16 protein-coding genes and 1 other annotated feature are annotated in these 23518 nt (G+C 34.8%); of the genes, 14 read left to right on the top strand and 2 right to left on the bottom strand.

Annotated elements, in window-relative coordinates; genetic code table 11:
• The first annotated feature begins 7 nt into the window (after positions 1-7).
• From LKE46_RS04240 to LKE46_RS04255, 4 genes are read left to right on the top strand one after another with little or no spacing between them, the layout of a single operon-like run.
• Entirely contained in the window at positions 8-673 is a 666-nt protein-coding gene (locus tag LKE46_RS04240) for an ABC transporter permease (RefSeq protein ID WP_363316086.1), read from the top strand.
• Between the two features lie 24 nt (positions 674-697).
• Entirely contained in the window at positions 698-1639 is a 942-nt protein-coding gene (locus LKE46_RS04245) for a 4Fe-4S binding protein (protein ID WP_291718744.1), read from the top strand.
• On the top strand, positions 1632-2912 hold the full coding sequence (locus LKE46_RS04250; RefSeq protein ID WP_291718746.1) for an O-acetylhomoserine aminocarboxypropyltransferase/cysteine synthase family protein: 1281 nt from the start codon (positions 1632-1634) through the stop codon (positions 2910-2912). The genes LKE46_RS04245 and LKE46_RS04250 overlap by 8 nt, the downstream gene beginning before the upstream one ends.
• 17 nt (positions 2913-2929) lie before the next feature.
• On the top strand, positions 2930-4498 hold the full coding sequence (locus LKE46_RS04255) for an HAL/PAL/TAL family ammonia-lyase (protein WP_291718749.1): 1569 nt from the start codon (positions 2930-2932) through the stop codon (positions 4496-4498).
• A gap of 57 nt (positions 4499-4555) precedes the next feature.
• Here the strand turns inward: LKE46_RS04255 and LKE46_RS04260 are convergent, their stop codons facing one another.
• A complete protein-coding gene (locus tag LKE46_RS04260; RefSeq protein WP_291718751.1) occupies positions 4556-5503 on the bottom strand; it encodes a sensor domain-containing diguanylate cyclase in 948 nt (315 codons plus the stop codon).
• Positions 5504-5811: 308 nt separating this feature from the next.
• Between LKE46_RS04260 and LKE46_RS04265 the strand changes: the two genes are divergently transcribed.
• Complete coding sequence (locus LKE46_RS04265) at positions 5812-7065, top strand: IS110 family transposase (protein WP_291718422.1); 1254 nt, start codon at positions 5812-5814, stop codon at positions 7063-7065.
• Between the two features lie 257 nt (positions 7066-7322).
• The gene (gene hcp, locus LKE46_RS04270) at positions 7323-8984 is read left to right on the top strand and encodes a hydroxylamine reductase (protein ID WP_291718753.1); all 1662 of its coding nucleotides are present in this window, start codon (positions 7323-7325) and stop codon (positions 8982-8984) included.
• 116 nt (positions 8985-9100) lie between these two features.
• Here hcp and asnB read toward each other — a convergent pair whose 3' ends face one another.
• Entirely contained in the window at positions 9101-10690 is a 1590-nt protein-coding gene (asnB, locus tag LKE46_RS04275; RefSeq protein WP_291718755.1) for an asparagine synthase B, read from the bottom strand.
• A gap of 48 nt (positions 10691-10738) precedes the next feature.
• Positions 10739-11011, bottom strand: a binding site (T-box leader).
• Positions 11012-11913: 902 nt separating this feature from the next.
• On the opposite strand from asnB, the gene LKE46_RS04280 reads away from it, so the two are divergent.
• Genes LKE46_RS04280 through LKE46_RS04315 form a run of 8 tightly spaced genes read left to right on the top strand, consistent with a single transcriptional unit; the run spans position 11914 to position 23500 of the window.
• Entirely contained in the window at positions 11914-12270 is a 357-nt protein-coding gene (locus LKE46_RS04280; protein WP_291718757.1) for a PilZ domain-containing protein, read from the top strand.
• Between the two features lie 26 nt (positions 12271-12296).
• Complete coding sequence (locus tag LKE46_RS04285) at positions 12297-14291, top strand: methyl-accepting chemotaxis protein (RefSeq protein WP_291718759.1); 1995 nt, start codon at positions 12297-12299, stop codon at positions 14289-14291.
• A gap of 37 nt (positions 14292-14328) precedes the next feature.
• Positions 14329-15462, top strand: coding sequence for a glycosyltransferase (locus tag LKE46_RS04290; RefSeq protein ID WP_291718761.1), 1134 nt, complete (start codon positions 14329-14331; stop codon positions 15460-15462).
• Positions 15463-15484: 22 nt separating this feature from the next.
• Positions 15485-15880 (top strand): response regulator, encoded by a 396-nt coding sequence (locus LKE46_RS04295; RefSeq protein WP_291718763.1) that lies wholly within the window; start codon positions 15485-15487, stop codon positions 15878-15880.
• Position 15881: 1 nt separating this feature from the next.
• Positions 15882-17114: a lipopolysaccharide biosynthesis protein gene (locus tag LKE46_RS04300; protein WP_291718765.1), complete on the top strand. Its 1233-nt coding sequence runs from the start codon at positions 15882-15884 to the stop codon at positions 17112-17114.
• On the top strand, positions 17107-18279 hold the full coding sequence (locus LKE46_RS04305; protein ID WP_291718767.1) for a glycosyltransferase family 4 protein: 1173 nt from the start codon (positions 17107-17109) through the stop codon (positions 18277-18279). Before LKE46_RS04300 ends, LKE46_RS04305 begins: the two co-directional genes overlap by 8 nt.
• Positions 18280-18281: 2 nt before the next feature.
• Positions 18282-19169 carry a glycosyltransferase family 2 protein gene (locus tag LKE46_RS04310; protein ID WP_291718769.1) on the top strand — a complete coding sequence of 296 codons (888 nt, stop codon included), beginning with the start codon at positions 18282-18284 and terminating at the stop codon, positions 19167-19169.
• Positions 19166-23500: a hypothetical protein gene (locus tag LKE46_RS04315; RefSeq protein ID WP_291718771.1), complete on the top strand. Its 4335-nt coding sequence runs from the start codon at positions 19166-19168 to the stop codon at positions 23498-23500. Before LKE46_RS04310 ends, LKE46_RS04315 begins: the two co-directional genes overlap by 4 nt.
• The last annotated feature ends 18 nt before the right edge of the window (positions 23501-23518 follow it).

The following is a 23518-nucleotide window of genomic DNA, read 5'->3' on the forward strand; positions in this document are numbered from 1 at the left end:
ATTGGTGGTGAGAATTTTGCTGAATTACCTGATTAAAAATTATGAAGCAATGGCAAAATTATTTGTAGAACATCTCTATATTGTCTCTATAACACTTGCTCTGTCCTTGCTAATTGCAATACCCCTGTCAATTTTAATTTTCCGCTCGAAATTATTGTCCAACTTTCTGCTGGCTGTATTTGGTGCTATATATTCCATACCAAGTCTGGCACTTTTTGCACTTTTAGTTCCATTGCTGGGTATTGGGAAAAAACCTGCCATCTTTGTCCTGGTTGTTTATAATCAATATATTCTTGTAAGAAATGTTCTGGCGGGATTTAATTCTATAGATCCTGCAATAATAGAAGCTGCAAAGGGCATGGGTTTAAGTAAATCCCAGTTGTTTTTCAAAATTCAGCTTCCACTGGCCCTTCCAATAATACTTGGAGGTGTAAGAATATCTGCCGTAGTAACTATAGGAATTGCAACTATTGCAGCGGTAATCAATGCGGGAGGACTTGGAGTCATACTGTTTGATGGATTGAGAATGAACTATCTGCCGAAAATCCTCTGGGGTACTATTATGTCTGCAGGACTGGCATTTTTGGCAAATGAAATAATATTGTATTTTGAGAGAAGAGCCTCTCTAAAATCAAAGGGTGAATTTAAAAACAGCCTGTATTTGGGAAAATAATTCTATTAAAGTGGTGGTATATAAATGTCAAACGAGAATGAGTTGATAAAACTTTTAGATTTTCCAGAAATATTAATACCATATTTAAATTACATTTATACGGAAGATGATATAGATATTATACTTGCAATAAAAAATGAACCCCGCTCAGAAAAGGAATTGAAAGGGTTGTTGAAGCGAGATATAAGCAGTGTTTTGGAAAGCGCCTATAAAAATTCTGTAGTAAATAAAGTCATTGGTGAAGAAGTAAAATATACTCCCAATTCTTTAGATTCAAGGATGAGCAGGATGGCCTCATTTGAAAGGGATAAATGGCAAGGTATAAATAAAAATGACAGGGAAAAGATCTCAAATTGGATTTTTCAAAAATATGTAGATTATAAAAAACAGATGTCAATAAATGATCTATCTGAAAATGGAAACAAGATTTTCCCATTAAGAGATGCAATTCAATATTTAAATAGGGTAGAAAAAGATATTTATGTAATTCCCTGTGATTGCAAGTCTATTACTGAGAAATGCCAATTTGATAGAAATGTATGCATAAGTTTTGGAAATGAAGTAAATTCTTCACAAAATAGGGGAATGGGTAAAAAATTGACCAGGAATGAAGCAGTAGAATTATTGAAGCATGCCGAGAAAGAAGGACTTATTCATACAGTTGAAAAAAACGCCATATGTAATTGTTGTACATGCTGCTGCTATCCACTGAGGGCATCTGAAGAATTGAATCTAAAGGGAAAGTGGCCTGAAGTCAGTTACATTATATCAATGGATAGAAATAAATGTATAAACTGCGGCATATGTACACAAAGATGTCAGTTGAATGTATTTGAAAAAAAAGACAAAGTTGTGTATATGAATAATGAAAAATGTGTGGGATGCGGTATATGTACAACTACTTGTCCCAAAAATGCTTTAAAATTAAAAAGAATTAAATTGAAAGGGGATACATTAATTGAGTAAGAGAGAATTAAAGTTCGATACACTTCAGGTTCATGCAGGTCAAAAAGTAGATAGGCAGACAGGAGCTACTGCAGTGCCCATATATCAAACTTCAGCATTCCGCTTTGATACTTTTGATGATGCTAGGGCGGTCAGTGCCTATGAGAAACCTGGGTACAACTATACAAGATTCAGGAATCCAACTCAAAGTGCATTTGAGAAAAGAATAGCAGCTCTTGAAGGCGGCACTGCTGCACTTTCTACCAGTTCAGGGATGGCGGCTATCTCTTATTCCCTCTTGAATATAGTATCACAGGGTGATGAAATAATAGCTGCAGATACTTTATATGCTGGAACTCATACTACTTTTTCTGATTTATTCTCAAATATGGGAATAAAGACTAATTTTGTGAATCCGGACAATATAGATGGTTTTAAAAGATACATAAACGAAAACACCAAAGCCATATATATAGAATCCATAGGAAATCCGGGTATTAACATCATAGATATAGAACCTCTGGCAAAATTGGCTGATGACAATCAGATACCTTTGATTGTTGATAATACCTTTGCAACTCCATATCTTTTCAATCCAATAAAATATGGGGCTAATATTGTTGTACACTCGGCTACAAAATTCATAGGAGGTCATGGCTCTACTATAGGAGGAGTCATAGTAGAGGGAGGAAATTTTGATTGGGCTAAAGGTGGTAAATTTCCTGGCTTTACGGAACCTATCAATAATGGAATAAAATATTACGAAACTTATAAGAATACTGCCTTTGTAGCGAAAGCAAGAGGTCAGCTTATGGGAAGTTTGGGAGCAACTCTAAGCCCATTTAATGCATTTATATTGCTGCAGGGAATTGAAACACTGTCTTTGAGAATGAAAAAACATGTGTTCAATGCCTTGAAAGTAGCTGAATTTCTGGATGCCAATGATAAAGTCTCATGGGTAAACTATCCTGGCTTAAAAAGCAGTAAATACTATGAACTTGGAAAAAAATATTTTCCTAAAGGACCAGGATCCATACTTACATTTGGATTAAAAGGAGGACTGGATAATATAGAGAAGTTTATAGATAACCTGGAGATATTCTCTTTAGTCACAAATATAGGTGATATTAAATCTCTTGTGGTTCATCCTGCTACAACTACCCATGCAGAATTATCAGAAGAGGATCAGCGTCTGGCTGGTGTGACCCCTGATTTAATAAGGATGTCTATAGGCATAGAGGATATAGATGACATAATTTTTGACCTGGATCAATCTTTGAGCAAGTTAAATTGATATATAGGAGGATATCTGTGAGTGATACATCAATGTATTTTTATAGTCTCGGGAAGATAAAAAACATAACTCTCGGTAAAAAGGATATTACGCTGAGTGAATTTATTGCTGTAGTAAGATATAATGCAGGCGTTTATTTATCAGAGGATTATATTTCCCGGGTAAAAAGCTCAAGAAAACTGCTGGAAAAACTTATAGAAGAAAAAAGGATAATTTATGGGGTAACTACTGGATTTGGATATAATTGTGATAAGATCATAGATAAAGAAGATGCAGAAAAACTTCAGAAAAATATTCTGATTTCCCATGCCTGTTCCGTAGGAGAGGCCCTGAAGCCTGAAGCAGTGCGTGGCATTTTGCTTATGATGCTTTTGAATCTGGGACAGGGCTATTCGGGAATAAAGGTTGAGACTGTCGAATTCCTATGTGAGCTTTTAAATAAACGTGTTACACCCTTTGCTCCGGCTCACGGTTCGGTAGGTTATCTGTCTCCCGAAGCACATATTGCTTTGATAATAACAGGCAGAGGAAAGGCATGGTATAGAGGAAATCTTGTTGATGCAGATGAAGCCTTGAAGAGAGCCGATATAAAAGCTCCTAAACTGAGTTATAAGGAAGGACTGGCGTTGATATCCGGTACTACATCAATAACTGCCATATCGGCGATTGCTGTATATGATTCCATGAAATCAGCCATTAATCTTGATATTGCAGGTGCCATGTCTCTGGAAGTTTTAAAAGGTACAATCCATGCTTTCGATCCGAGACTTCAAAGTGTCAGACGCCATGATAATCAAAGGAATACAGCGGATAATATCAACAGAATATTAAAAGACAGTGAGATATCATCAAAGTATATAAATTACAGGCTTCAGGATGCATTATCTTTAAGGTGCATGCCACAGCTTCATGGTGCTGCAAAAAAAACGCTTAAGGATGCGTATACGACTATTTTAGATGAAATGAACTCATGTTGTGATAATCCAATAATATATCCGGTGAATAGTACAGACGGGGAAGCATTGATGGGTGGAAATGCTGATGGCTCGTATGTTGGAATAGAAGCGGACTCAATGGGCATAGCAGATGTCAATCTTGGTAAAATGTCTGAAAGAAGGCTTCAAAGACTTTTAAATGAAAATGAAAGTGGTATGCCTGCATTTCTGGTACAGAAACCTGGATTGAACAGTGGGCTTATGGTGACACAGTATTCTGCAGCTGGTATTCTTGGTGAAATGAGAATTTTAGCGAGTCCGGCTACAATTGACAATGTTTCCACCTGTGCTAATCAAGAAGATTATGTGAGCATGGGTTATAATGCTGCTAAAAAGGCTCTGCGTATATCGCAACTTCTTGAGAATATAATATCAATGGAAATTATTGCTTCATCACAGGCTGTAAAATTTTTACATCCGCTAAAACAATCTCCGGTCACATCTAAAATATGCAGTAAAATAAGAAATATAATGCCGGAAATGTATGAAGATATTTTTATCTATCCTTATATTGAAAAAATAAGAAAAATGATTCACAGTGGAACGCTGATCAAGTATGTTGAAGAGGAAATTGGTAGTTTGAAATTTTAATGCTACTTGTTGGGTTCTGATGGATAAAAGCCCTTAAATCCACTGAAATCAATGAATTCATGATATAATAACTTGATTGCCGCCACTTTTTTTGACTTGGTACAATGCTTTGTCTACCCTTACAAGCCAATGATCCAGAGATTCACCACGAATCCGTTCTACAGCACCGATGCTGATTGATATTTTAATGTTAGGACAGACCTGGCTGTTCTCTACCTTCAAGCGTAGATTTTCTGCTTCCAGTACGGCATCTTTAATAACTGTATCTGGCATAAGTATAATGAATTCATCTCCGCCAAACCTGAAAATTATATCTGTGTTTCGAAGAGAAGAAATCATGATCCTGGAAAAATTCTTTAACACCTCGTCACCTATGGGATGACCGAAGGTATCATTAATTTTTTTAAAATGATCTATATCCACCAGGAGTATTGTTATAGCAGTCTTGTTGAGAGTTGTTCTTTTTATTTCTTTGTATGCCTTTATATTGAAGTAAGTACGGGTGTATAATCCAGTTAACTGATCAGTAATACTCAAGTGCAGCAGTTTTAAATAAGATTCGATCAAATTGCGCATTTTCTCCATGAAGTCCCTCATATCTTGTGAAAAATCATTTTCCTTGTCATCAAGCATACAAATCGTTCCGAACAGGTTCCCGTTGGGCAGCCTTACAGGAAACCCCAGATAGCATTTCATGTTGTATTTCATATCAGGATTATTTCTCCATTCATCTGATTTTGATGCATCTGGAACTGACAGCATCTGGCGGCTTTTTATGACTCTTTCACAGTAAAGTCCGGAGTTTATGAGATATTCTTTGTTGCCTGGTACATAAGGGCTATTTTTAGTCTTGCTGGATACGAATACTTCAATTTCTCCATTTGTGACTCTCATTATAAGGGCTGCACGGACTTTTGCAATACGTGCAATGAGATCCACTATACTCTGCCACTCTTCGATCATATTATCCGGAATATCTGTATGATACGTTATCGTTTCATTCATAGTTATAATCCACCTTTCTGCGAAAGGCACCGATGGGGTTATGAAACCCTTCAACTCCCATCTTCCTTTCGCTCTTTTTTGTGTTATTCTTCTCTTGTAGGTCGCTGGCACACTACAGAACCTGAGGAGGTGAGTGGCGAGGCTGTATAGCGGCAACCCCGTATAGTTATATAGGTCGGTCATCCGTTAAGGCATCAATGAATGGCGCAAAACAGTAGCCCGTAAACTTATCTCTTCCGAAGTTGACTCGATTTCGCCGGATGACCAGTCCCTGCCAGCCCTACCATTCTTTTTGTAGGAGGAACTCTATGTTTAAAATCTTTCGTAAAAACTGCTGTGGACTTGATGTCCACAAAACCTGGATCTATGCCTGCATCGGAATTACCGATACCAATGGACGTACTGAGTACAAACAGGCTCGTTTTTCTTCCTTTTCTAAAGGTCTAAAAGAATTAGCTGAATGGCTTGCTAAATACTCCTGTTTGGATGTCTGTATGGAATCCTCCGGCAAGTATTGGATTCCTGTATTCAACATCCTTGAGAAAACCTGTTTTGTTACCCTTGCACATCCGAAATATACAAAGCCTCAAAAAGGAAATAAAACCGATGTCAAGGATGCCAGATGGATCTGTGATCTTTTTATGTGCGATATGATCAAACCAAGCTTTATTCCTTCCCCTGAAGTTCGTCAGCTGCGTGACCTGATACGTTATCGCTTTAAGCTGACAAATATGCTGTCCGGTGAAAAGAACCGTGCCCAGAACTGTCTTACTGTCTCAAATCTAAAGCTTGATGATGTTTTCAGCGATGTATTTGGTAAATCTTCCAGATCTATCACCAACTACATGCTCGACCATCCGGGTGAACGCTTTGACGTTGCTCCTTTTGTCGATGGACGTTGTAAAACTCCGCTTGAAGAAATACAGTCAGCTGTCGATGGTGCCATTTCCCCTGAGCAGGCTGTCAAACTCCGACAATGTCTCGCACACATCGACGAGCTTGAAGCCCACAGACAGGAAATTGAGCAGGAGATCCTTCTGATTGCAGAACCCTTCTCCGCTGTTTTGGATTTTCTTTACACGATTCCAGGGTTAGATAAAAATTCGATGACCGCTATTGTCATTCTCTCTGAGATTGGTCCCGATATGTCGGTGTTCCCGTCATCCAAACATCTGGTTTCCTGGGCTGGTTGTTGCCCACGTAACGACCAAAGTGCTGGTAAAGTGAAATCCACACGTATTTCTCGTGCTGGTTGTTATTTGAAGCCTCTTCTTGTTCAGCTTGCCAGCGCATTAATAAAATCCAAAAAGCATCCTGAATTCAAAGAGAGGTATCACAGAATCAAAACCCACAGGGGACACAAAAAGGCTATCATTGCTGTTTGCAAGATGCTTCTGACCGCTATCTGGAACATCTTAAGCAAACTGGAGCCATATACTCCGGAAGGGTTTTTGGAGCATCGCCCTGTCAAGGAATCCAAGATTCTGACAAGGTCACAAGCTCTGGAACTGTTCAGGAAAAGAGGTTACACAATAATTGATGATCCTGTTGTGACTGCGTAAGCCTGATTTTATAATGACAATTTATTCCATCCATTACTTGTGAATGGCTTGTTTGTTATGCACTTTTTTATTGGCCATCCACTACTTTTAGTTTCAAACTTAAACCACCTCAAACACTGTTGTAGTATTCTTATAGACATAATTATACTACATATAATTATGAAAGTGGAGTGAAGTTATCAAGAAATATGAATAGTTTGCAGAGAGGGAGTTAAAATAAAAAGTGAAAAAGTAAATACCATAAAGGGGAGATATGAATGGAAAGTTCCATGTTTTGTTATCAATGTGAACAGACAGCCGGAGGCAAGGGCTGCACGAAACTCGGGGTATGTGGTAAAACTCCGGAGATTGCAAATTTGCAGGATTTGCTGATATACCAGCTTAAAGGAATATCCTGCTATGCAAAACCCATTATTGAACAGGGTAAAACTATAGACAAGGAAATAGTAAAATTTGTGGAGAAGGCCCTGTTTACTACGTTGACAAATGTCAATTTTGATGCCGAAGTTCATTTAAAGCTGTTGAAAAGGTCACAAAAAATTAAAGAAGCGCTGAAAAATGAGGCACCTGAAGGAGAATACCCGGATGCAGCTGAGTATAATCTAAGCGATATCAGGGAAATGATGCTGAAGGATTCTGTGCAGGCAGGAATCATGTATGATCAGGATCTTGATGAAGATATACGTTCATTAAGGTCGACTATATTATATGGATTAAAAGGCATAAGTGCTTATGGACATCAGGCTCGATTTCTTGGATATAGCAATGATCAGGTAGATAATATCTATTTTTTAGGCCTTGAGGCTACTACAAATGATAATCTTACAGTTGATGAAATGATACGTATGACCATGAGGGTAGGGGATATGGCTGTGCAGGTGATGCAAACGCTGGATGAAGCCAATACTGCCAATTATAAAAATCCTTCACCTCATAAAGTAAGTGTCAATATCAAAAAGGGCCCGTTTATTATAGTGTCCGGTCATGATTTGAAGGATTTGGAAATGCTTCTTAAACAAACGGAAGGCAAGGGAATCAATATATATACGCATGGAGAAATGCTGCCGGCAAATGGATATCCGGAGCTTAAAAAATATAAACATCTTGTTGGAAACTTTGGATCTGCATGGCAAAATCAGCAAAAAGAATTTGACGGGATTCCAGGATGCATTTTGATGACTACCAATTGTCTGATGAGGCCGAGAGAAACATATAAGGACAGAATATTTTCAACAAATGTAGTGGGTTGGGATGGGGTAAGGCATATACCCGTCTCAGAGGATGGAACCAAGGATTTCAGTGAAATAATAGATAAGGCACTGGAACTTGGCGGATTTGAAGAGGATGAAGATGAAAAGGAAATATTGGTTGGCTTTGGACATCATGAAACGTTGTCTCATGCAGAAGACATAGTCAATGCAGTAAAACAGGGAAAGATAAGTCATTTTTTTCTCATAGGAGGCTGTGACGGAGCAAGACCTGGAAGAAGTTATTATACTGATTTTGCCAAAATGGTTCCAGAAGATTGTATAATTCTTACCCTGGCTTGCGGTAAATACAGATTTAATAAATTGGATTTTGGAACAGTGGCTGGTCTTCCAAGACTTTTGGATGTCGGGCAGTGCAATGATGCATATTCGGCAGTAAGGATAGCGACAGGACTTGCAGATGCCTTTGAAACAGATGTCAATGGACTTCCACTTACAATTGTGCTCTCATGGTATGAACAAAAAGCTGTAGCTGATTTATTGGCACTTCTGTCACTTGGAATAAAAGGAATCTATCTGGGACCAAGTTTGCCGGCATTCATATCTCCCAATGTGCTGCAATATTTGGTGGATACATTTGGAATAAGGCCGATCAGCACTCCGGAGGACGATTTGAAAGCTTCACTAAAACAGGAAAAATGCCTTATATGATGTGAAATTGTCTGCAGAAATATCGCTTTGTTAGTGCTAATATCCAAATTATAAAAGCTGCTATAACACATAAATGTGATACAGCAGCTTTCAGATTAATTTTGCAGTTTAGTTATTTATTTACCGCTTGCACCATAGTTTGATAGAACTCTGGCACTAGGATCATTTACATTACAGCCTTCCCAGTTTTTGTTGGGCATCCAGAAGTCAACTATCATTTCTGCCTGTCCTGGATAGTATTTTTCAAAGATTTCTCTATACAACAAAGATTCCTTTGTAAATGGTTTGGTATGATATTCATAGTTTTTACACAGCTTTTTAAATTGTTCGTCAGAATAGCATGTTTCAGCATATTCCTTTAAATAGTCCACCATGGAATGGCCTACGGCATCGCTGAATGCTGCTTTTTCACGATATAAAATGTCAAGTGGAAGATAATTCCCTTCAAATGAACGCCTTAAAAGGTATTTGCCCATGTTGTATTTGTTTAATTTCTTCTCAGGGTCAATTGACATAACATATTTTACAAAATCCAAATCGCCAAACGGTACCCTGGCTTCTATGGAATTTGAACTTATGCAGCGATCTGCACGAAGTACGTCATACATATAGAGCTCACGAACTCTTTTCTGGGATTCTTTTTGAAATTCTACTGCATTTGGAGCAAAGTCTGTATACTTATATCCGAACAATTCATCTGATATTTCACCGGTCAAAAGCACCCTTACATCTGAAATTTGATGTATCTTCTTGCAAATCAAATACATTCCAATGCTTGCCCTTATTGTTGTGATATCATATGTTCCAAGAATTTTAATGACTTCATCAAGTGATTCAATTACCTCTTCCTTTGTCATATATACAACAGTATGATCACTATGGATGTAATCTGCAACTTCCTTTGCATATTTTAGGTCAATTGCATCTTCGGTCATACCTATTGAAAATGTTCTGATTGGTTTGTCAGGCTGCATTTTTTGAGCAACTGCACATACTAGTGAACTGTCTAATCCGCCGCTCAGCAGGAAACCTACAGGAGCATCGGCGTCCATGCGTTTTTCTATGGCAGCCACCAATTTATCGTGTATTTTACTGCAGATAACTTCCAGGCTGTCATTGCAATAATCACCATCTGTTGCGGCAATATCAGAATAGCAAGTAAACTTACCATCGGCATAATAATGTCCCGGTGGGAATGGCATGATTTTATCTGTAAGGCCGACCAAATTTTTTGCTTCACTTGCAAATATGATTTTTCCCGATTCGGAATATCCATAGAATAGGGGCCGAATTCCAATTGGATCTCGTGCTGCAATGTAACTGTCTTTTTTTCCATCGTATATAACAGTTGCGAATTCTGCATCTAGTTTTGAAAACATGTCCAGTCCATATTCATAATACATTGGAAGCAGTATTTCACAGTCACTGTCAGAAATAAATTTATATCCTTTTTTTATCAGCTCCGTTTTTATTTTACGGAAGCCATAAATTTCACCATTACATATAGCTGCATCCATTTTTCTTGTAAATGGCTGCATTCCACTAAAACTTAAATCCATAATAGAAAGTCTTTGAAAACCCAAAATACCAGATGGTAGAGTGAGGATCTCTGTCATGTCTGGGCCTCTGGACTCCGTTCTCTGTAATGCTTCTGCAAATTTTTCGTGTTTCATGTCTGTCCCTGTATAACACATAATTGTGCACATATAAATATTCCTCCTTAGATATAAAAAACAGCGTCATTCGTCTTTAATACATAGGACGAATTGACGCTTATCCGTGGTGCCACCTAATTTACCATATCATTCTTGGTCTCTTTCCAGCTATTACTGGTATCCAACTAACGTATGGAATACGACGCCCCTACTTTACCTGAATTTACTTAAATGTGATTTTAAGATATGGACAGGTAGTTCAGTTTGCAACTCCGGAGTGTTATTCAAAAAAGCTCTGCCACCAGGTTCACACTATCCCCAGTTCACTATTGGTGAAATATTTTTTCTACTTGTCTCCATCAAAGTTTTTCTTGATAAGCTTAATTCTAAACTGCACGAGTATCTTTGTCAATACTTTTTTGACTTGATTTTAATTAAAAATATAAAAAACGTTGTTATATAGTGATAAAGTCTTAAATTTGAAGCTGAAATTATGAGTATAATGCCAATATCAAAGAAAATCCATATAGACAGAATAGAACTTGTAGAACGGACCGGTTATAATTAGAGACTTAACAGAACGAATTGCCGTATTTTAATAAATATGGCAATTATTTTTTAAATAATTAAACATTATAAATATACTGTTTAGTTTATTATATCATAATTTAGTTGCAAAACCAGTTTTTAATAATAATTTAGCTACAATTATCATAATATGTATATATTTGCTATAAATTATCAACGATTTATAAAAATCAATCGATTTATTTTGATATATAATAAAAAAATATCTAAATATAGAAATTAAATCAAACAGTATATTTATATTGTGTCAACAATCTAAATATATTGCTATGGTCTGGAAAGATTATAGGTAAATCGGCATATAGTTTTTTGTTAAAAGCAAATCTCTTTAAGTAAGTAGTTAAAGCCGCCCACATCATGTTTTATCTTAAAAAGTTTCCTATAAGGTAACTAATGGATATGTTTTCTATCAATGTTACAAATAATATTATATGAGGGGGAATTGATTAATGGAAAAGAAATAAGGAATGTACAAAAAGGAGCTTAGGCATGATGGGCAAGACAATGAAAAATTGAAGAGAATATGCCATGATACGCAGATTTTAAAATTTGACATTTTACTCAGAATTTACTCTAGTATAACTTTAACGTAACTATTCTATGCTTTAATATTAAAAACAGACTATTTTCTACATCAATTTCGATAATTGTGCAAAAATCTATAAACATAAGGAGAAATTTGTATTATGAAAGATGCTTATAGTTATTTATTCAATAGAGATCAGAAAATCAGAGAAAATGTCAGAGCAAATGAAAGATTCAAATATAATAAAAATTTCAAAGTTATCAGTATAAATAACAAAAGCTGCAATTATCAGGTGTTTGGGGTAGATATTTCAATTTCGGGTATGGGATTTTTATCGGAAGTAAATTTTGAAAAAGGTGATTTGGTTGAAATTGTATTCAAATGTGGAAATACTAATATTCCAGCAGTAATTGAAGTAGTCCACGCTAATTTAAGTGATAAAGGTTTTTTTGTTGGAGCACGGTTTGTAGTTATAAAGGACAAGTACAAGGAAATTTTAAATAAACAATTAATATAAATGAATATAATGGGGGGCATTGGATTTTGAAAACTATTAAAAACAAAATAATATTAGTGAGTTCCATTACATGCATACTAAGTTTGATATTAGCTTCTGCAGTAAGTTATTTTATATTCTATAATTCTATAATTTCAGAATCAAAAAGTAAAATTTCGGCACAATCAGACAAGTATGGAGAAACTATTAATGGCTGGATTGAAGGCCAGGGTAAAATAGTAGATGAAATAGGTGATGCCATAGAACAGATGGATACTTCAGATAATAAAGGACTATTGAGGTATTTGACATTGAAAACCAAGTCAAATCCATATTCTCTGGCAGTATATATGGGATTCCAGGATAAAAGATATATTGATGGATCAGGATGGATTCCTGACAGTAGTTTTAATTGTACTCAAAGAATATGGTATAAAGATGCTTTGCAAAAAAAAGGTCTTACGTATTCGGAGCCTTATGTTGATGCCCTAACTAAAAAAATGGTCATATCCATATCGAGGCCTCTAATAAAGAATGACAAGGTAATTGGAGTTGTGAGTTCAGACGTAAAAATTGATACTATTGTAAACATTATAAACAAGGCAAAACCGATAAACAACAGCTATGCTTTCCTTTTGGACAGTCAGAATAATTTTATGGTACATCCAAATAAAAATTTTAAACCTACTGAAAAGTCTTCACAGAATATAAACAAGGTCATGGACGGACGATTTTCAGCAATAATGAAAGGCAATATGATTTTGCTGGAAGATTATGATGGAGTAAATAAATATTTTACAACTTCAAAGATACCTTCCTGTGGCTGGACTGTTGGATTGTCGGTACCGGAAAATGAACTAAAAAAACCACTTAGAAAGTTACTTTTATGGCTGATACTTGTAATAGCTATTTCACTGGTATTTGCAGTGTGTGTTTCAATGTATTTTGGGAAGAGAATAGGAAATCCGATATTGTCTTTAGCAAAAGATGTGAACAGGATTTCAGATTTCGATCTTACTCAAGATAATAGTTTTGATTATTTGCTGAAAAGGGAAGATGAAATAGGTCAGCTTGCAAATTCTTTCAAAATCATGAGGGAGGAACTGACGGGACTAGTCAAAAATATATTTGATAATTCACAGAAAATGAGTGTGGACAGTGAAAAATTTTCTAAAGCTATTGGGGAAATATCCATTAAGACACAGAATATGGGTGGTGCTTTAAGAAACATAGTCAATTCTGTTCAGGAATCGGGGGCAGTGTCTGAAGAGATAAGTGCCTCTATAGAAGAAATTGATGCAAATATAAATGAACTTTCAAGCAAGGCAGATGAGGGAAATGATGTTGCAGACAAGTTTAGAAAAAGTGCTGAAAATATAAATGTGAAAGTTAAATTATCTACGAAGAATATTGAAAGCATATATAAGGAAAAGGAGCAGGGGATAATAAACGCAATTCAAGAGGGTAAGATAGTCGAAAATATAGTAATAATGGCAGATACTATTGCGAATATAGCGGAGAAGATAAATTTGCTTTCTCTCAATGCGGCGATTGAAGCTGCAAGGGCAGGAGAAAGCGGGAAAGGTTTTGCGGTAGTTGCTGAAGAGGTAGGGAAGCTTGCAGAACAGTCATCGCAAGCAGTATCAGGAATTCAGAACACTATTGTGGACGTAAGAAAAGCATTTGAAAAGATTTCTCATAATGCAGAGCAGGTATTAAATTTTATAAATGACGATATAAATCCCCAATTTATGAATTTTCAGAATATGGGAAATGAATTCTACAATGATTCAGATTATACAAGCAAGATGTCACGTGAGATAGCAGTATTTTCTGATCAGCTTACTGATACCATAAGTGAGGTAAGTAAGGCAGTTCAAGTTATGGCAGTAAATCTACAGAGCTCTTCGGGAAATGCAGAGATAATAAAAAGTGATATGGATAAAAACATCAGATCAATAGAACAAGCTGCAATCACAGCACAGGAACAGACAGAAATGGCACAAAAACTCAATGAGACAGTTAAGAAGTTCAAAATATGAAATGGACACAGAATATAATAATTGGGGAGTTAATTCTATGGATGGAAGAATATTAATAGTAACCGATGAAAGCAGAAAGATACCTTTCAGCAAAATAGTTACTTTTTATAAGCTGGATATAGTAAATCTGAGTAAATTTCAATTTATGAAAGAATCTCAGTACTCTCTTCTTGTAGTAAATGTTTTGAATTTTAAAGAATGTGTTTCTGTAAGCAATATGTGTAGATTGGGTTCAAGCTGGATTCCGATTCTAATAATAGTTGATCCGGAAACTCAACTGATGACAGAACTTGAATATATAAGATCAATAGATGGATCAGGGCAAATTAGATTGATAAGGTGGAAGGAAAAATATCCATATGAACTAATTGATAATATACAAAATATAATAAATCCTTCCTATGTTGTAAAGACATCGAGTATAGCAATTGTAATTCCTGTTTATAATGAAGAAAAAAGATTCAAGCATATATATGATTTTATAGTAAAGCTTAAGATTTTATTGAAAAATGGTATGCCAAATGCAAGTATCTTCTTTCTGAATGATGGAAGTACGGATGGCACTGAAAAGATGATAGACGAATTGATAGAGCATTATTCGGATAGTGTCGAATGGGTGGATGACATGGCAAGCATATCTTATTATAAATTAAGCTATAATACAAGAAAAGCAGGAACATACATAGAAGCCTTAAATAATATAAGGGCAAGTTTACTGATTTTTGTTGATTCGGATAATTCCTTTGAAATTGATGATATTGCTAAAATGATCAATATCATCAATCTTGGATATTTTGATATTGTAGTTGGAAGCAAGGATGCAGCCAAGGATAGAAAAATCACCAGAAAATTTGTCAGTTTCTTTAAGAGAATAATTACAAAATCTTTTTTACCTAAAGGTATAACTGATTCGCAGACGGGATTGAAAGTCATCAGCTGGGATTGTGCCAAGTATATTCTTCCATATTTACATAGAAATATGCAGCTGGCCATTGACCTTGAAATGATGTACATAGCTAAAAGGCTTAATTTCAGAGTTCTGCAATTATCCGTAAAATGCACGGATAGGCAGGGATCACATGTAAATATAGTAAAGGATTCTATAACATTTATTAAGAATTTACATAAAATAAAAAAGTTGGACAAGGATATAAAATTGAAATGTAAATGAATATTGGCAAGGAGGGTGCTATATGTATAAAAATACCATACTGTTTGTTGATGATACAAAATTTGTTTTGCGCATTTTGGATCGAATGCTGAAAGACGAGGAATACAACAAAATATATGTCAATAATGCAAGGGATGCTCTGAAAATACTTGAGGAAACTGAAGTGGATGTTATAATAACGGATATTCTGATGCCTGAAATAAATGGCCTGCAGCTGCTTAAGATTGCCAAGGAGAAGTATCCTAAAATTTGCCGTGTGGCATTGTCAGGATGCTATAATTCTGCTTGTATTATAGATGCCATCAACAAGTGTGAAGTATATAGATATCTTACAAAACCGTTAAAACTTACCGATAATTATAAAACTATATTAAAAGATATTCTCAAACATGCAGAATATTTAAAATCCATAAACTAATATGATTAGTCGTAAAGAAAAAATTGATATAATAATATTTCCTATACTGGATATAAGCTTAAATGGTGCAAATTATTTTTTCCATATATTTATAAGCTGGTATTTGCTGCCCAAGGATTACGGTATGCTTAATTCCATCTTATCTGTTTTAACTATACTTTTAGTTGTAGGAATTTCATTTCAGACGTATGTGGCAAAATATGTTTCAAAGAATGGAATGGAAGAGTTCAGGATATTTTACATTATAAAATGTGCCATATTGTTTTTTGTGTTCTTTGCATCAATTGTACTCATTTTTATTCCAAATTTAATAGAGGCAATACAGTACAACGGTACCATGCTTTTACTGATTTTTATATTTGGCATAAATATTCTATTGAGCATTTTTAGAGGTATTTTTCAGGGAAGAAAAAGCTTTTTCCTTTTAAATATAAGCTTTTATATAGAGATGGGATTCAAGATAGCAGCAATAGCTACACTGTTTGTATATTGTCCAACCATAAATACCATTCTGGTATCAATACTAATTGGCATGATTATTGCATTGATTCACGGAATTTACATGAACAGACAGTATTTAATATTTAACAAAAATGTTTTTACCGGAGGCATTAGCAAAAATATCATAGGACAATTATCCAATATATATACAGCAAACTTTTTCTTTAATTTTTTTACCTCCGTGGATATGATAATTGTGAATTATTATCTGCCTCAGAGCTCAGGGGTATATGCGATAGTACTAAAGTATAATCAATTGCTCACATTTGCCTCCAACAGCATATATACTGTTTTTTTACCTCTGCTGAGTGAAAGATCCAGAAATAAAAAAGGTTTTAAAAAGTGCATTTTTATATTGTTTGTCGTGATGCTGGCTGTAAGTTTTCTCGCATTGATAGTATATAAATTTATTATGCCCGCTACAATAGAAATATTTTTTACACATGAATACAGTTCCGCAAAAAACTATTTATTTTTAGGAATAATATCCTACATATTATTGAATTTTGTGTTTATGATTATAAATATAAATATAGTAATTGACAGATCCTTTTATTTAATAATATTATTTATTTCATCAATTGCCTTTATTTTTGGTATTGCAGCTTTTCATAAGGATATTTATATGATTTTATATGTAGAGATTGTTTTTTATGGTATATTGCTTCTGTTCGTGGCAGTAGATATGCTGAGAAATTTGTTTGCTAAAAAGGAGTTCTATTTAAATGATTGACTATAAACTAGATAAATCCAATAAAATAACAATCCTATTTTTATCATGGAGAGATATAAAAGCGCCAAAAAGTGGAGGAGCGGAGATATTTACACATGAAATGCTGAAAAGATTAAATTTTAATAGCTATAGAATAATTCACTTCTCACCAATTTTTGAAAATGCAAAATCAATTGAGATTATCGACAATATAACGTATTTACGGTGTGGAAATATAATTTCCGTAATAAGTTTTGCCAGAAAATTTTATAAAACTTGTCATGAGAGTATAGACTATGTAGTTGATCAGTGCAATACGCACAGATTTTTTACATTTGCATGGGTCGAAAGCAGTAAGAGAATATTTTTTATACATCAATTGACGAAAGACATATGGTTTAAAAATACAAGCTTCCCTATAAATATATTTGGATATCTGACTGAAACACTTTTTTTGAAAATGAACAAAGATGATTACACGATTACAGTATCCAGTTCTACTAGAAATGATCTCTTCAATGTTGGATTTAATAAAAATAGGGTATTTATTTTGCCGGAAGGTATTGGATTCAAGCATTGGTTGAAAAAAGATTTTTATCCGAAGAAGTCATATCCTGTTTTTGGATATGTAGGTCGTTTTTCAAGCTACAAGGGAATAGATGATACCATAAGAGCCTATTCAATGATTAAAAGAGAGTATCCGGACAGCAAATTGTGGATTATAGGAAAAAAGGACACGAAGTATGTAAATGAAGTTCTCATACCAATATTAAATGAGGAAAATTTATCTTACGATGATAGAGGACAGGATGGTAATGTTAGATTTTATGGATTTTTGCCGCAGAATGAAAAATTGAAACTTATGAGCCAGATGAATGCTCTTGTCTTTCCATCGAGAAGAGAAGGATGGGGCCTTACAATTACAGAAGCAGCGGCAGTTGGTACACCAAGCATAGTTTATAATTCTCCTGGGCTCATAGATGCTGTTGATTTTGGAAAAGCAGGCTATCTGTGCAGTGAAAACAATGAGGAAAATTTATTTCAAAAGATGAAAAAAGTTGTAGAAGATAAAAAACAGTATGATCTGATTCGAAAAAATGCCTACGATTTTTCACTTGAATTTAAATGGGACAACACTTCCGAAAGCTTTGATGAGTTTATATCCTCTATAAGGAGTGCTGAATAAGTATGTTGGAGAAAGTATCTATAGTGCTGTCAACGTACAACAATGAAGAATATATAAGAAAATGCCTTGACAGCTGTTTTATACAGGATTATGAAGGATTGAACGTGATAGTGGCAGATGATGGATCTACAGATGGGACACTGGAAATACTGCGGGATATAAAAAATAAACAGGATAATATGCAGATTATTTCCCTGACCCATGGCGAAAGAGGTATTGCAAGGAATACAGCCATAGAATTGGCGAAGAAAATAAGAAGTCAGTATATATATATTATTGATTCTGACATGATATTGGAAAAAAATCTGATCAAGAATTGTATGGATTATTTTAGCAGAAACAGAAGTGTTGGAGCCTTGATAATACCGGAGTATGGATTTTCAAATTATAAAAATTTTTATTCAAAGGTCAAGGTTTTTGAGAGAAACATAATAAACAATTCAGGAGAGGAAGTCGGAAGGAATTCCATAGAAGCCGCCAGATTTTGGAGAATTGAAGCATTCAACTTGTCAGGGGGAATTAATGCAGATGAAGTTTCATTTGAGGAAATACAGCCTACCATAAGATACATGGAAAGGGGAGGAAAAGTCAAGAGAGCCGTATTCACAAGGGTATATCATGATGAAAAGTTTGTGATGTTAAAAAATATATTGATGAAGAAAAGATACTATTTTTCGGTGATGGACAAGACCATTCAACAGGAGGAAAAAGGATTGAGGAAAACCCTTCAAAGATGGTATTTTTTTAGAACTGTACTGTATACAAAAAGTAATTTAAAACAATATTTGAAACATCCATTACTTACACTGGGTGTCTTAAATATGTATCTGCTGCTTACAATTGTAGGCATAATTGAACTTATAAAAATAAAGGTAAAAAGAAATATATGAAGCTGATGTTTATAAAAAATTTACATAAAATAAAAAAATACAAAAATGATTTTTTCTGCTTGTCACTATTGACCGTACTTGTACTACTGTGGTTAAAACCAATTTATGCCAGCGGGCAGATTGTTTTCAGTGATATAGATTTTGGGTTTTCCTCCAGTAGATATTTAAATGAAATTTTTGGAGCATGGAATGAAAGGTGGAGTTCTGCTACACTTCTGAATGTCCCCAGACTAGTTTATATACTGCCCTTTTACATATTGTCCATGGTATTTGACTACAGCGGGGAAGTATTTATAAAAAGTTTTTTGACTGTGATAATTTTGAGCTCCGGATTTTCAATGTACTTTTTTACCAGAAGGCTTATGAGGGTATACTTTGCCAAAGAATTCAACTTTATTGAGTCGTTTGCATTAATAGCTGGAGCTTTTCTTTATACTTTAAATCCATGGGTCATAGTCAGAATTCAGCATATATATCTGTTGTGCGGCTACGGACTTTTTCCCCTTGTATTTTTAAGTTTTTTTAATGCCTTTGATCCAAATTTTCAAAAATATTTAATTGAAGACTATGATGTAAACAATCCAAAACTTTACAGAAGAAATATATATGATTTATTTATGCTGAGCAGTGTCTTTTTATTTAGTGCCGCTGCCATACATTATTTTTTTTATGGGGTAATATTTTTATTCTGCCTGCTTTTTTTGATATTGGTAAAGCTGTTTGCAGCCTATTTGTCCAAAAGGGAATACAACTATAAAAATATAATCGTAAATTTAATATATAAAATACTTCTATTCGGGTTATTTTTTATACTCACCAATGCCTACTGGCTTTCCATGTATGTTTTCAGCATACTGTTGAAGGCACAGGTAACCCAGCACAATGTCAATGTGGTGGATACTTATTTTATGTTTGGAAGGCACAGTTCCATTCAAAATATAATCTATTTGATATCCTACTGGTGGCCGATGTTTGATCTTAAAAGTATTCCCAAAAGTTTTTATCTAGGTGGGGGAACAGTTATTGCAGTAATTTTATTTACAGCCCTGTTTAAAGGATACAGGAACAATATAATATTATTCTTCATTATGGCGTCAATTGTCTGCCTGATATTGTCCACAGGTATGAATATAGATGCTTTTTCCCAAATATTTATATTCATGACTGACCTGCCTGTAATAGGTTCTATTTTCAGAGATCCCAATAAATTGGATGGACTCATGCTAATGGGGTTTTGTGTGATCCTGAATTTTGGACTGCAGCTGATTATATCAAATTTCAAGGATAAATCTTTGGCAACAGCTTTAAACTTCTCTGTAGTTGCAGGAGTTATCGTGTGCATCATGATATGGATAAATCCATATTATGTTCATTATATAAAGGGCTTCTATTCACCGGTCAAGGAACCAAAAGAATATTCGGATTTACAAAATAAACTTGAAGATAAGAATTCCTATACGAGCAAGGTTTTATATCTTCCTACCTCGGAGGATATGATTCAGCCTGAAAGTGGGATTGCCACCCCCTATTGGAATGTAAATGGTGAAAAAGATGGCATGCTTAAGGCGACAGGGGATATACATATGTATTCATCACAAAAGAATACCATTTTTCAATATGAAGGCAACTCCGTAAATATAAAGTATTATATGAATTTTTTGCAGTATTTGATGGACTTCGGGAAATCACATAATATAGGTCAGCTTGTCAGTGCGTTTGGAGTGAATGAATTCGTGTATAACAGTGAATATCTCGGACAGGAAATAAGACAGAAGTTTAACAAGTATATCCTGGATTTACAAAGTGGTCTGCAAAAAAAATATGAAAATAAAATCTCAACACTCTATGAGATCAAGGACAGTATAGGATATTTATACAATGTTCCCAAAAAAATTTATACACCCTATGGGCTGAGCAGGCTTGAGAGTTATCTCAATATGCCCAATTTCAATTTTAACGACTATGGAGTTATATTTTCATCTATTGACAGAAAATCCTATATAGAAACCTTGAATAAGGGTGATTATATTGAAGCTTCAAGTGTAAATGACCTTTTATTGTCCAATCTGTCGAAAGACGATTATTTGCTGCCTTTTGATTTTGTAGACAGTGCCAATGCCTTTTTGAACTGGGCGAAAACCATGCCGCAGAATAATGATTGGCTTTGGTTCTTGGAATCTCAAGGTATTGATAATTTTCCGTTTGATTTTGACTATAATTCAGGAGTGGTGTTTACTTTTGCTTCCAATAAACTGGAGGTTCCGGCCAACAAGGTGGATACTGTGAAAGGAAAACCTATAAGTGATTTTAAGAAGGTAATCGACGAAAAAAAATTTTTTGTTGCAGACAATCCGGAAAACTTTAAAATTACAGCCAGTCCTGCAAGCAAAGCAGGTAGTTATCCTGTAGTTCACGGAGAAATTGCACAGGGTGAATCCGATAACATATGGGAGGTAGCTAAATTGGGTATTCTTGATGCAAAAGAGAACAATCCATATAGATTTAGAATCTTAGCTTCGGGTACTGGAGTCAACAAGATGCATTTCAAGGTTAAATTTTATGATAAAAACATGAAGGAATTAAACAGCAATTATATTGCCAGACCATCTGAAAGCTCAAACTTTAAAGCCATGGATTTCCGTGCAGCATTTGTATCTCCTCCTAAAACCAGATATATGCGTTTGGAGCTTTTGAGTTATAAAAATTCAAAGAAGAAAGCACAGCTGGATATTCACAATATCAACATAGACGATCTTGAAGAATACAAGGGCCCAAATACATTTACCATAGATAAAAATTTCAGGGAAAGCGCTGATAGAGATGTATATATGCGTGCCTTCGTATCGTCACGTGGCGGAAAATTGAAGGTAACCATTGGCGGCAAGTCAGTGGAAGCTGATACATATGACAAAAGTATGAATCAGTTTCAGTGGATCAACCTTGGAAAATTTCACTTTAATTCCGGAAGCAATGAAATTATTGTTCAAAATGAGAGTGGATTTAATGCCGTCAATGTATTTTCTCTGGTGTCCGAAGACGAATATAACAGTATGCTGAAAAAGGTCAAGGCTGCTGTAAATAAAAGCAACATCTTCTGCTTTTTTGAAGCGGAAAATGATTTTACCTACACTGGCAACATACAAAGTGACAGGGTGTTTCCAAAGCTCAGTTTGGGTAAGGGTATCAGTTCACAAAATGGGGTACTGGAGAGAAAATTTGATGTACTCAAAAGCGGCAGTTATTCATTTGCCTTAAATGCAAGTGCTTATAAAGGCAATAATGGACATATCAAATTGACAATACAAAACCTGGATAATAATAAGATTATTTCAAAAGTTCTGAACAGCAGTGCTTTTAATAAAAATAGTGGAGATGAGACATATGTGATAGACAAGGATGGTGCCGATGACAGTTTCAGGCAGGTACTTAAAAAGGTGGATGGAGAGATGGACTATTATAATCAGGTTGGTGTAAGCAATGTGTACCTTGAGAAAGGGAAATATAAAATAGAGATAGTATTTGACAGCAAGGTTCCATTTCTAAGTGAACTTACAGATATTCATCAATTTGATCATATGGAAACAAGTAATTCGGAAATGAATGATAATACATTGTATATTAATTTTAAGAAGGGAAAATCACAGGACTGGAAGGATTATGCTTCTAAAAAAATGCCGGTGAGAGAACAGGGACAATATTTATTACGCGCTGATCTGATATCAAAAAATATTAAGAACAGGCATATGAAAATAACCTTCTTTGATGAAAATTCCAATATTATATCTGTAAAATACATAGATGATGTTGAAGAAAATTTTAAAAGCAGCTGGAATAGCTATGAACAGATTTTGACTGCACCAAAGGATGCGGAATATATGCAGTTTCACATACTCTGCAGGAAGAATGAAGCTGGGGATGGATATATAGCAATGAAAAATTATGGTATTCTGGATTATTCGCAGCTGATTTGTGTAGATAATCTTATAATGTATGAGGGAAATAACTATAATGAATTTTTTACCCGGGATCTGCCTAAAAAAGATATGGATTACAGGAGAATTGATTCAATGAAAAGAAATTTCAAAATAGATAATCCTCAAAAAGAAAATGTACTTGTAAATTATATTGAATCTCCCACACCTCTATGGAATATGTCCATAGAGGGTAAAAATCAAAGGGACGATTTGATTTTAAATGGTGTGACTTCTGGATTTATGACGGATGGAAATGGAGAGGGAGAAATAAGTATAATTTTGAGAAAAATATACTATGCAAGCTTTGTGCTTATGGCGGTTTCCTTTATTTTGTTTATAATGTTTATGAGAAGATAGATAAAATATATATTTAGA

It is taken from the genome of Clostridium sp. (assembly GCF_022482905.1).
In the GTDB taxonomy this organism is placed as follows: Bacteria; Bacillota; Clostridia; order Clostridiales; family Clostridiaceae; genus Clostridium_B.

What these genes read in the sequence shown, in the direction of transcription:
- asnB (WP_291718755.1), bottom strand. Translation starts at nt 10,690, where the DNA reads ATGTGCACAATTATGTGTTATACAGGGACAGACATGAAACACGAAAAA.
- LKE46_RS04265 (WP_291718422.1), top strand. Translation starts at nt 5,812, where the DNA reads ATGTTTAAAATCTTTCGTAAAAACTGCTGTGGACTTGATGTCCACAAA.
- LKE46_RS04300 (WP_291718765.1), top strand. Translation starts at nt 15,882, where the DNA reads ATGATTAGTCGTAAAGAAAAAATTGATATAATAATATTTCCTATACTG.
- LKE46_RS04290 (WP_291718761.1), top strand. Translation starts at nt 14,329, where the DNA reads ATGGATGGAAGAATATTAATAGTAACCGATGAAAGCAGAAAGATACCT.
- LKE46_RS04310 (WP_291718769.1), top strand. Translation starts at nt 18,282, where the DNA reads ATGTTGGAGAAAGTATCTATAGTGCTGTCAACGTACAACAATGAAGAA.
- LKE46_RS04295 (WP_291718763.1), top strand. Translation starts at nt 15,485, where the DNA reads ATGTATAAAAATACCATACTGTTTGTTGATGATACAAAATTTGTTTTG.
- LKE46_RS04245 (WP_291718744.1), top strand. Translation starts at nt 698, where the DNA reads ATGTCAAACGAGAATGAGTTGATAAAACTTTTAGATTTTCCAGAAATA.
- LKE46_RS04305 (WP_291718767.1), top strand. Translation starts at nt 17,107, where the DNA reads ATGATTGACTATAAACTAGATAAATCCAATAAAATAACAATCCTATTT.
- LKE46_RS04280 (WP_291718757.1), top strand. Translation starts at nt 11,914, where the DNA reads ATGAAAGATGCTTATAGTTATTTATTCAATAGAGATCAGAAAATCAGA.
- hcp (WP_291718753.1), top strand. Translation starts at nt 7,323, where the DNA reads ATGGAAAGTTCCATGTTTTGTTATCAATGTGAACAGACAGCCGGAGGC.
- LKE46_RS04260 (WP_291718751.1), bottom strand. Translation starts at nt 5,503, where the DNA reads ATGAATGAAACGATAACGTATCATACAGATATTCCGGATAATATGATC.
- LKE46_RS04315 (WP_291718771.1), top strand. Translation starts at nt 19,166, where the DNA reads ATGAAGCTGATGTTTATAAAAAATTTACATAAAATAAAAAAATACAAA.